Below are 9,368 nucleotides of genomic sequence, written 5' to 3'. Positions count from 1 at the left end.
TGTGCTGGTAGAGCGGATGCCTTTTGTGGGTTCCTCCCCAAGTTTCGTTTTGTGGTGGACCCCCGAAACCACCCCCCCCCCCCCCCCTCGGCGCCCCCCCCCCCCCCCCCTCCCCCCCCCCACCACCGAGCCCCGGATGATGCTGCTGGGCGCCCAGCGCCTGAGGCTGCCGCCGCTGCTGGTGCAGATCGCCATGTTCATGCTCCGCTACCTGGACGTCATCCTGGACGAGATGCGCCGGATGCGGGTGGCCAGGGAGTCGCGCGGGTTCGTCGCCAGGGACGTGCGGCACATCCCGGTGATCGCCAGATCGGCCGGCGCGCTCTTCATCCGCTCGTACGAGCGGGGCGAGCGGGTGCACCTGGCGATGCTCAGCCGGGGGTACACGGGCTCGATGCCGATGATCCAGGACGTGTCCGCGGTGCCGCGGCAGTGGCTGGCCGCCGGTATGTTGCCGGGTGCGGCGCTCGCCGTGCTGCTCGGAAGCTGGGGGATCGCATGAGCTCGCCCTGGTCCTCGGCGCCCTCGCCGTCACCGCTCCCGTCGCCGTCCGGGCCGGTGCCCGTGCCGCCGTCGCTGGAGGTGAGCCGTCTGGCGTACGCCTACCCGGACGGCACGCAGGCGTTGTTCGGCGTGGACCTGCGGGTCGAGCGGGGCGAGCGGGTGGCGCTGCTGGGGCCGAACGGCGCGGGCAAGACCACGCTGGTGATGCACCTCAACGGCATCCTGACCGCGGGGCACGGCACGGTCTCGGTGGCAGGGCTGCCGGTCGGCAAGGGGACGCTCGCGGAGATCCGCAGGCGGGTCGGGCTGGTCTTCCAGGATCCCGACGACCAGCTCTTCATGCCGACCGTCCGCGACGACGTGGCCTTCGGACCGGCCAACGCCGGGGTGACGGGACAGGAGCTGGAGCGCCGGGTCAGGGACGCGCTGGAGCGCGTGGGCATGCTGGAGACGATCGACCGGCCGCCGCACCACCTGTCGTTCGGGCAGCGCCGCCGGGTCGCGGTGGCGACGGTGCTGGCCATGGAGCCGGAGATCCTGGTGCTCGACGAGCCGTCGTCCAACCTGGATCCGGCCTCCCGGCGCGAGCTGGCCGAGATCCTGCGGGGACTCGACGTGACCGTGCTGATGGTCACCCACGACCTGCCCTACGCGCTGGAGCTCTGCGAGCGCTCGCTGATCCTCTCGGGGGGCGTCATCGCCGCGGACGGGCCGACCCGCGAGATCCTCACCGACGCCGCCCTGCTGGCCGCGCACCGGCTGGAGCTGCCCTACGGGTTCGCCCCGCCCTGAGCGGACGGACCGGGGATCGCTTCGAGAGGTCGTCCGGGCCGGGAGGGCCGGCGGGCGCCGGAGGGGGTGCGGCCACGGAGAGTAAGGGTTCCGTACGGTGCCGGAAGTGCCGCCGAGGCCGACGGGCAGGGACCTGCGGGCGTGGCGAGGGTGAACTTCTCCCGAAGAGTCGCGCACGACCTCGCGCGGAGTGACGGCGAAGTAAAGTAGGTCTGCCCTTCGGGCGCGAGGAGGACTGATGAAGCTACGGCTGGCTCGCCGCGCCGTCGGTGACACCGTGGTGGTGGCCGTCGAGGGTGAGCTCGACCTGTTCACCGCTCCCTTCCTGCGGGACGAGGTCCGTGAGGCGATCAAGCTGGACGGCTCACGGCTGGTCCTCGACCTCACCGCGCTGTCCTTCATGGACTCCAGCGGGCTGTCGGTGCTGATCGAGGCGTGGCGGCTGGCCACCGGCGAGGGCGGCGGCGTCTGCCTGGCGGCCCCCCAGGCGCCGGTGGCGAGGATCCTCCGCACCACCGGACTGGACCGGAGGATCAAGGTCTACCCGGACGTGGGCAGCGCCGTCGGCGAGGTCCAGCGGGGCGGAGATTTACCCCACCCCCAGTAGAACTTCATTCGGTCGGCGCGTTAAAGTCCGCTCATGGACCTGAACGGAGCAGCAGCAATCATCTCGGGCGGCGCCAGTGGCCTCGGCGAGGCCACGGCCCGCGACCTGGCCGCGCACGGCGCCACCGTCGTCATCGCCGACCTCAACGAGGAGCGCGGCAAGTCCCTGGCGGGCGAGCTCGGCGGCGTCTTCGTCAAGACCGACGTGTCGGACGAGGGGCAGGTGCAGGCGGCCGTGGACGCGGCGGTGGCGGTCGGCAGCCCGCTGCGCGTCGTGGTGAACAGCGCGGGCATCGGCTGGGCCAGCCGGACCGTGGGCCGCGACGGCTCGCCCCACGACCTGGCCTCGTACCGCAAGGTCATCGAGGTCAACCTGATCGGCACCTTCAACCTCATGCGCATCGGCGCCGCGGCGATCGCCAGGACCGAGCCGGTCGACGCGGACGGCCAGCGCGGCGTGGTGATCAACACCGCCTCGATCGCGGCACTGGAGGGGCAGACCGGCCAGGTGGCCTACTCCGCGTCCAAGGGCGGCATCGTCGGCATGACCGTCCCGGCCGCGCGTGACCTCGCCGCCATCGGCGTGCGCGTCAACACCATCTGCCCCGGCATCATCGACACCCCGATCTACGGCACCTCGCCGGAGTCGGAGGGGTTCAAGGCCAAGCTCATCGCCCCGGTGGCCTTCCCCAAGCGTCTCGGCCTGGCGTCGGAGTTCGCGCACCTGGTCCGCGCGCTGATCGAGAACGACTACATGAACGCCGAGACGATCCGTTTCGACGGCGGCATCCGCTTCCAGCCCAAGTAGGAGTCATCCGGTGTCTGACGAGGTTCTGGTCGACGTGGACGGCGGCGTCGCCGTCATCACGATCAACCGCCCCAAGGCCAGGAACGCCATCAACGGCGCCGTCGCGCGCGGGGTCGCCGCGGCCCTGGACGAGATGGAGGAGCGCAGGGACGTCTCCGCCTACGTCCTGACCGGCGCCGGTGGCACGTTCTCCTCCGGCATGGACCTCAAGGGGTTCCTGACCGGCGACCTCCCGGTGGTGGAGGGGAGGGGTTTCGGAGGCTTCGTCGAGGCGCCGCCGACGAAGCCGCTCATCGCCGCCGTCGAGGGCTACGCCCTGGCCGGAGGGTGCGAGCTGGCGCTGGCCTGCGACATCATCATCGCCTCCGAGGAGGCCAAGTTCGGGCTGCCCGAGCCCAAGCGCGGCCTGGTGGCCGGTGCGGGCGGCGTGATGCGGCTGCCGCGGCGCATCCCGTACCACGTCGCCATGGAGATCGCCCTGACCGGCGACCACTTCCCCGCCTCCCGGCTGTACGAGCTCGGCCTGGTCAACCACGTCACGCCCGCGGGTGAGGCGCTGACCACGGCGGTCGAGCTGGCGAAGAAGATCGCCGCCAACGCCCCGCTGGCGCTCGCCGCCACCAAGCGGGTGATCATCGAGTCCGCGGACTGGAGCCGGGAGGAGATGTTCAGGAAGCAGGGCGAGATCATCAACCCGGTGTTCGGTTCCAAGGACGCCATGGAGGGCGCGGCGGCCTTCGCCGAGAAGCGCGCCCCCCAATGGAAGGGCGAGTAACCTCCTTCAAGGGATTTTCCGCCGGGCGCGATCCAAAAGGGTCGCGCCTGGCGCGTTCACGGCCAAGAGTGCGTACGGTAAAGGTATGGACGAGTGCGGCGAGGGCACGTGACGCCCATCCACCGCTCCGAGGCCGGGAGAAGTGCATGAACGACCACGCCCACGGAACGACCCCCGTCGGCCGCTCCACCGGCGCCGTCCTGAAGCGCAGGGCGGGAAGTCTGGCGGCGGGCGCCCTGGGCGCCGCGATCATCAGCGTCCTGATGGTCGGCTCCATGTGGGCGGTCGAGATCGCCGATTACGTCCTTCCTGCGGAGTTCGACGTCTACGGCATCTGGGCCTGGGATCCCGACGGCCTGGGAGGCATCTTCCTCGCGCCCTTCCTGCACGCCGGGTTCGGCCACCTGATGGCCAACTCGCTGCCCCTGCTGGTCCTGGGATTCCTGGCCGCGCTGCGCGGGATCGGCCGGTTCCTGGCCGCCAGCCTGATCGTCGTCCTGGTCAGCGGCCTGGGCGTCTGGTTCACCAGCGCGCCGCAGACCCTCACGGTCGGCGCCAGCGGGCTGGTCTTCGGCTACTTCGGCTTCGTCGTCGCCCGAGGGCTGTTCGACCGCCGGGCCCTGGACATCATCGTGGGCGTGGGCGTGGCGATCGCCTACTACTCGATCATCTGGGGCGTCCTGCCCGGCGAGGCGGGCATCTCCTGGCAGGGGCACCTGTTCGGGCTCGTGGGCGGCGTCTTCGCGGCCTGGGTGGTGCGCCGCAGGCGCCGCGCTCTCTCCCCGGCCCGCTGAGGCGCGTCCCGGACCGGGTCCTTCCGGCCGGGACGGCCCGCTGGGTCCGCCGGGACGGCTCGCCGGGCGAGGGGCCGTCCACCCCGCTCCGATCGGGTGAGCGGACGTGTCGGTTCGGCCTCTCACCCCCTTCGTCCTGACGGGCGCCGGACGGGCCTGTGGACGCCGTAGGGGACCCGCGCGGTACCGGGTGACCTCCGGTGCCGGGTGGCGGTCCGCGTCCCTCAGGATCGAATAGGGTCGGCCGGGAGCATCATCGCTGAGGAGGGCCTGCGGCCATGGGGAACGACACCGCGACCGGCGCTCCGGCCGACGACGGACGAGACGGACGCACCGGGCACGACGAGCAGCCCGGGCACGGCGGGCACGACGGGCGCACCCGGAACGGCGGGCACGAGGAGCGTGCGGGGCGGACGGGCCGGGAGGCCGCCGGCGGGCCCCGGGTGATCGTCCGGCGCGCGATCCCCACCGAGCCCGCGGTACGGGGCTCGGAGTCGCTCTTCGTCACCGAGGCCGCCCGCCAGGGCGTACGGCCCACCCGCAGGATGCTCTACGTCGGCCCCGAGCCGGCCGGTGACGACGTCGCCGCCGCGCTGCGGGTCGAGCCCGGCACGGAGGTCCTGGCCCGCAGGAAGATGATGTTCGCCGACGAGGTGCCCGTACGCGTCGCCACCAGCTACCTCCGCCTGGACCTCTTCGGCGGGACTCCGCTGGCGGACCCTGGTTTCCTGCGGCCCAGCCTGCAGGCCGCGATCGAGGCGCTCGGCCACCGGTTCGGCCACGCCGAGGAGCACCTGGTGGCCCGGCCACCCTCCCCGTCCGAGGCCGGGACGCTCCGGCTCGATCCCGGCGAGTGGGTCGTGCGGATCCTGCGCGCCGCCTACTCCGAGGACGGCACCCCGGTGCACGTGCTGGAGACGGTCTGCGCCGCCTCGCGTCACGTCTTCCCCATCGCGCAGGTCACCGGCGCCGACCAGTTCTGACCGGCGGCCGTTCACCGGTGGTCGCTCACCGGCCGGACGCGTCCGGAAGAGGCCAAACGATCATGTCGAGGGCCATCTGCTATGGCCGCATCGAGGTATTTAAGTGACAATATGACAAAATTTCATGTGTGGACCTGCTCGGCGGCGTGCCCGTACGTGTTCCACAGGGGCCGTCACCGCCGGGCGCGATCCTCGAGAGGTGGCCGCGGGTGAACCTGGGATCCCTGGAACGCGCGATCATGGACGTGCTGTGGGGCTGTAAGCAGCCACTGCTGGTCCGCCAGGTACAGGACATGCTGAACCGGGACGAGGAACGGAACCTGGCCTACACCACCGTGCAGACGGTCGCCGAGCGCCTCGTCAGGAAGGGGCTGCTGGAGAGGGCCCCCGCGCGCAACGCCTTCCGCTACACCGCCAGCCGCTCCCGGGACGAACACGTGGCGGGGCTGATGCTCGCCGCCCTGGAGGGCAGTCCGGACCGGGCACCGGTGCTCTCCCGCTTCGCCGAGGGGGTGGCCCCGGACGACGCCCTGCGCCTGCTGCACGAGCTGGCCCGGCGCACCGGGGAACGGGTGCACGCCCCCGGGGCGGGCGGCCTCCCGAGCGTGCTGCCCTGAGACGCCCCGCGGGCCGTCCCCCGACCCCGGGAGACGGCCCGGACGGCGGCTACAGCCGCTCGGCGACGTAGTCGATGCAGGCGGTCAGGGCCTCGACGTCGTCGGGGTCGACGGCCGGGAACATGGCGACGCGCAGCTGGTTGCGGCCGAGCTTGCGGTAGGGCTCGGTGTCGACGATGCCGTTGGCGCGCAGCACCTTCGCGATCGCCGAGGCGTCGACCTCGTCGGCGAAGTCGATCGTGCCGACCACGTTGGAGCGGAACTCCGGCCCGGCGAACGGGGTGGTGTAGGAGGTCTTCTCGGCCCAGGTGTACAGGCGCCGGGCCGAGTCGGCCGTGCGGGCCGTCGTCCAGGCCAGGCCGCCGTTGCCGTTCATCCACTCGATCTGGTCGGCGAGCAGGAAGAGCGTGGCCACCGAGGGGGTGTTGTAGGTCTGGTCCTTGGAGGAGTTGTCGATGGCGACCGGCAGGCTGAAGAACTCGGGGACGTAGCGACCGCCGGCGGCGATCTCGTCCACCCGGGCCAGCGCGGCCGGGGACATCAGGGCGATCCACAGGCCGCCGTCGGAGGCGAAGCTCTTCTGCGGGGCGAAGTAGTAGACGTCGAACTCGCTCGCCTCGACCGGCAGGCCGCCGGCGCCGGAGGTGGCGTCGACGAGCACGAGCGAGCCCTCCTCGCCCACCCGCCGGATCGGCATCGCCACGCCGGTGGAGGTCTCGTTGTGGGTGAGCGCGTAGACGTCGACGCCCTCCTCGGTCCTGGCCTCGGGGTGGCTGCCGACCTCCGACTTGATCACGGTCGGGTCGCCGAGCCACGGCGCCTTGGCGGCGACCGAGGCGAACTTGGAGGAGAACTCGCCGAAGTGCAGGTGCTGGGACCTCTCGCGGATCAGCCCGAAGGCGGCGATGTCCCAGAACGCGGTCGTGCCGCCGTTGCCGAGGACGACCTCGTACCCCTCGGGGAGGGAGAACAGCTCCGACAGCCCCGCGCGGACGCGCCCGACGAGCGACTTGACCGGCTTCTGGCGGTGAGAGGTGCCCAGGACGGCGGCACCGGAGGCCGCGAGAGCCGAGAGCTGCTCGGGGCGCACCTTCGAGGGCCCGCAGCCGAAACGGCCGTCGGCGGGCTTGATGTCAGAGGGAATCACGATGTCAGCCACCTGACCAGCCTACTGAGCCCGCGGGGCGTTCCAGGACGGGGTCCGGATTCTGAGACGAGACGTGTCAGGAAATGGGCGGCGTCCATGGACGGGTCATCGCGAAGGGTGCAGGGACGGGTCGTCGCGAAGGGGCGATGCCGCGCGGGACGGGCAGCGTGCGGGACGGACGCGAGGGGCCGATGCGGCGATGCCGGGCAGGACGGTCGTCGCGCGGGACGGGCGCGAGGGGCCGGTGCCGCGGGGGAGCGGGCGGCCGGTGACGGCTGCCGCGCGGGACGTCCGCGCGGCAGCCGCGAGGGAGGAGGCGGAGATCTCTAGACGGAGCCGACGACCTCGGAGGCCCCGGGGACGTCCTGGACCGACCGCTGGGAGGGACCCACGTAGTCGGCGCTGGGGCGGACGAGCCTGCCCGTGCGCTTCTGCTCCAGGATGTGGGCGGCCCAGCCCGCGGTACGGGCGCAGGTGAACATCGAGGTGAACATGGACGAGGGGATCTGGGCGAAGTCCAGGATGACCGCGGCCCAGTACTCGACGTTGGTGGCGAGCACCCGGTCGGGCTTGCGGGCGTGCAACTCCTCCAGCGCCGCCTTCTCCAGCGCCGCGGCGACCTCGTACCGCGGTGCGCCGAGCTCCTTGGCGGTGCGGCGGAGCACGCGCGCCCGGGGATCCTCGGCACGGTAGACGCGGTGGCCGAAGCCCATGAGCCGCTGGCCCTTGTCGAGCTCGGACTGCACGTACTTCTTGGCGTCGCCGACCTGCTCGACGCCCTCGATCATGTGCAGCACGCGCGCGGGCGCGCCACCGTGCAGCGGCCCGGACATGGCGCCGACCGCACCGCTCAGCGCGGCGGCGACGTCGGCTCCGGTGGAGGCGATGACCCGGGCGGTGAAGGTGGAGGCGTTCATGCCGTGCTCGGCGGCGGACGTCCAGTAGGCGTCGATGGCCTTGACGTGGCGGGGGTCGGGCTCTCCCTGCCAGCGGATCATGAAGCGCTCGACGATGGTCCGGCCCTTGTCGATCTCGCTCTGGGGGACCTCGGGCCTGTCCTTGCCGCGCGAGGACTGGGCGACGAAGCTCAGGGCGGTCACGCTGGCGCGCGCGAGGTCGGCGCGGGCCTGCGCGTCGTCGATGTCGAGCAGCGGCTTGAAGCCGTACGTGGTGGCCAGCATGGCCAGCCCGCTCTGGACGTCGACGCGGACGTCACCGGAATGGACAGGAACGGGGCAAGGCTCGGCCGGGGTCAGCCCCGGCTGGAACTCGTTATCGACGAGCAGGCCCCACACGTTCCCGAAGGGGACGCGGCCGACCAGCTCTTCGATGTCGACGCCCCGATAGCGGAGGGCGCCCCCTTCTTTGTCCGGTTCCGCGATCTCCGTCTCGAAAGCTACTACGCCTTCGAGCCCGGGTTTGAAGTCGGACATTCTCGGCCGCCTCCCTTTCTTGAAGTCAAAGCCTTGATGTCGAGATACCGGCGGGTCATATTCAACCCCCTGGGGCGAGGCGGTGTGCCGCCGGACCCGCCTGAACGCGATCGCCGCAGGTGGGGGGCGCCGTACGGGCTTCCGGCTCGGCACGCGAGAATACCTTCCCGTGGATGCCGCATCGCGACCGCCTTCGGTGGCGGGACTTCGCCGTACGTATCAGGGACTGCCTCTGCTGGAGGCCGATCTCGCACCCGACCCCGTCTCGCAGTTCGCCGCCTGGTTCGGCGACGCCGTGGACGCCGGGCTTCCCGAGCCGAACGCGACCGTGCTGGCGACGGCCTCGGCGGGCGGCCGGCCGACGGCCAGGACCGTACTGCTCAAGGGGTACGACGAGAACGGGTTCGTGTTCTACACCAACTACGAGTCGCGCAAGGGCCGGGACCTGGCGGAGAACCCGCGGGCCGCCCTGCTGTTCCCCTGGCACTCGATCCGCCGTCAGGTGCGGGTCGAGGGGAGGGTGGTGCGGCTGCCCCGCGAGGAGTCGGCCGCCTACTACAGGACCCGCCCCTACGGGTCGCGGATCGGCGCCTGGGCGTCGCGGCAGTCGGCGGTCGTGAACTCCCGGCAGGAGCTGGACGACCGGTACGAGGAGCTGGCGGAGCGCTGGCCCGACGACCCGCCGGTCCCCGACTTCTGGGGCGGGTTCCGCGTGGTGCCCGCGGAGGTGGAGTTCTGGCAGGGCCGTACCGACCGCATGCATGACCGCCTCCGTTACCGCCGCTCCGGTGCCTCCTGGGTGGTCGAACGCCTGGCGCCCTGAGAACGTGCCTCGGGGCCGGACGCCCGATCCTGGGAAGCCTGCCCTCTATTCATTCATATATCCGTATATGTCCGTTGAGGGGGAGG

General features: G+C 71.7%; 11 protein-coding genes. 9 read left to right on the top strand and 2 right to left on the bottom strand.

The window, feature by feature from the left end; translation table 11 throughout:
- The first annotated feature begins 16 nt into the window (after positions 1–16).
- From ACZ6RT_RS19405 to ACZ6RT_RS19370, 8 genes are all read left to right on the top strand, one after another.
- A complete protein-coding gene (locus tag ACZ6RT_RS19405) occupies positions 17–502 on the top strand; it encodes an energy-coupling factor transporter transmembrane component T family protein (RefSeq protein ID WP_470155272.1) in 486 nt (161 codons plus the stop codon).
- A gap of 62 nt (positions 503–564) precedes the next feature.
- Positions 565–1,296 carry an energy-coupling factor ABC transporter ATP-binding protein gene (locus ACZ6RT_RS19400; protein WP_344893369.1) on the top strand — a complete coding sequence of 244 codons (732 nt, stop codon included), beginning with the start codon at positions 565–567 and terminating at the stop codon, positions 1,294–1,296.
- A gap of 238 nt (positions 1,297–1,534) precedes the next feature.
- Positions 1,535–1,903 carry an STAS domain-containing protein gene (locus tag ACZ6RT_RS19395; protein WP_399185686.1) on the top strand — a complete coding sequence of 123 codons (369 nt, stop codon included), beginning with the start codon at positions 1,535–1,537 and terminating at the stop codon, positions 1,901–1,903.
- A gap of 33 nt (positions 1,904–1,936) precedes the next feature.
- On the top strand, positions 1,937–2,710 hold the full coding sequence (locus ACZ6RT_RS19390; RefSeq protein ID WP_399185687.1) for an SDR family NAD(P)-dependent oxidoreductase: 774 nt from the start codon (positions 1,937–1,939) through the stop codon (positions 2,708–2,710).
- Between the two features lie 10 nt (positions 2,711–2,720).
- Positions 2,721–3,485 (top strand): crotonase/enoyl-CoA hydratase family protein, encoded by a 765-nt coding sequence (locus ACZ6RT_RS19385; protein ID WP_470155100.1) that lies wholly within the window; start codon positions 2,721–2,723, stop codon positions 3,483–3,485.
- Positions 3,486–3,631: 146 nt separating this feature from the next.
- Complete coding sequence (locus tag ACZ6RT_RS19380) at positions 3,632–4,279, top strand: rhomboid family intramembrane serine protease (RefSeq protein ID WP_399185689.1); 648 nt, start codon at positions 3,632–3,634, stop codon at positions 4,277–4,279.
- Positions 4,280–4,557: 278 nt separating this feature from the next.
- The gene (locus ACZ6RT_RS19375; protein ID WP_470155098.1) at positions 4,558–5,262 is read left to right on the top strand and encodes a GntR family transcriptional regulator; all 705 of its coding nucleotides are present in this window, start codon (positions 4,558–4,560) and stop codon (positions 5,260–5,262) included.
- A 209-nt stretch (positions 5,263–5,471) separates the two neighbouring features.
- Positions 5,472–5,879 carry a BlaI/MecI/CopY family transcriptional regulator gene (locus tag ACZ6RT_RS19370; RefSeq protein WP_399185691.1) on the top strand — a complete coding sequence of 136 codons (408 nt, stop codon included), beginning with the start codon at positions 5,472–5,474 and terminating at the stop codon, positions 5,877–5,879.
- 49 nt (positions 5,880–5,928) lie between these two features.
- On the opposite strand, the gene serC is transcribed toward ACZ6RT_RS19370, so the two are convergent.
- Entirely contained in the window at positions 5,929–7,038 is a 1,110-nt protein-coding gene (gene serC / locus ACZ6RT_RS19365; protein WP_399185692.1) for a phosphoserine transaminase, read from the bottom strand.
- A 314-nt stretch (positions 7,039–7,352) separates the two neighbouring features.
- Positions 7,353–8,459 carry a citrate synthase 2 gene (locus ACZ6RT_RS19360; RefSeq protein WP_399185693.1) on the bottom strand — a complete coding sequence of 369 codons (1,107 nt, stop codon included), beginning with the start codon at positions 8,457–8,459 and terminating at the stop codon, positions 7,353–7,355.
- A gap of 169 nt (positions 8,460–8,628) precedes the next feature.
- Between ACZ6RT_RS19360 and pdxH the strand changes: the two genes are divergently transcribed.
- Complete coding sequence (pdxH, locus tag ACZ6RT_RS19355) at positions 8,629–9,282, top strand: pyridoxamine 5'-phosphate oxidase (protein ID WP_344890186.1); 654 nt, start codon at positions 8,629–8,631, stop codon at positions 9,280–9,282.
- The last annotated feature ends 86 nt before the right edge of the window (positions 9,283–9,368 follow it).

The organism is Streptosporangium sp. NPDC050148 (assembly GCF_055586505.1).
The sequence above is the reverse complement of the archived record's forward strand: the minus strand, read 5'-3'. Positions and strand labels throughout refer to the sequence as shown.

What these genes read in the sequence shown, in the direction of transcription:
- ACZ6RT_RS19375 (WP_470155098.1), top strand. Translation starts at nt 4,558, where the DNA reads ATGGGGAACGACACCGCGACCGGCGCTCCGGCCGACGACGGACGAGAC.
- ACZ6RT_RS19405 (WP_470155272.1), top strand. Translation starts at nt 17, where the DNA reads ATGCCTTTTGTGGGTTCCTCCCCAAGTTTCGTTTTGTGGTGGACCCCC.
- ACZ6RT_RS19390 (WP_399185687.1), top strand. Translation starts at nt 1,937, where the DNA reads ATGGACCTGAACGGAGCAGCAGCAATCATCTCGGGCGGCGCCAGTGGC.
- ACZ6RT_RS19395 (WP_399185686.1), top strand. Translation starts at nt 1,535, where the DNA reads ATGAAGCTACGGCTGGCTCGCCGCGCCGTCGGTGACACCGTGGTGGTG.
- ACZ6RT_RS19360 (WP_399185693.1), bottom strand. Translation starts at nt 8,459, where the DNA reads ATGTCCGACTTCAAACCCGGGCTCGAAGGCGTAGTAGCTTTCGAGACG.
- ACZ6RT_RS19380 (WP_399185689.1), top strand. Translation starts at nt 3,632, where the DNA reads ATGAACGACCACGCCCACGGAACGACCCCCGTCGGCCGCTCCACCGGC.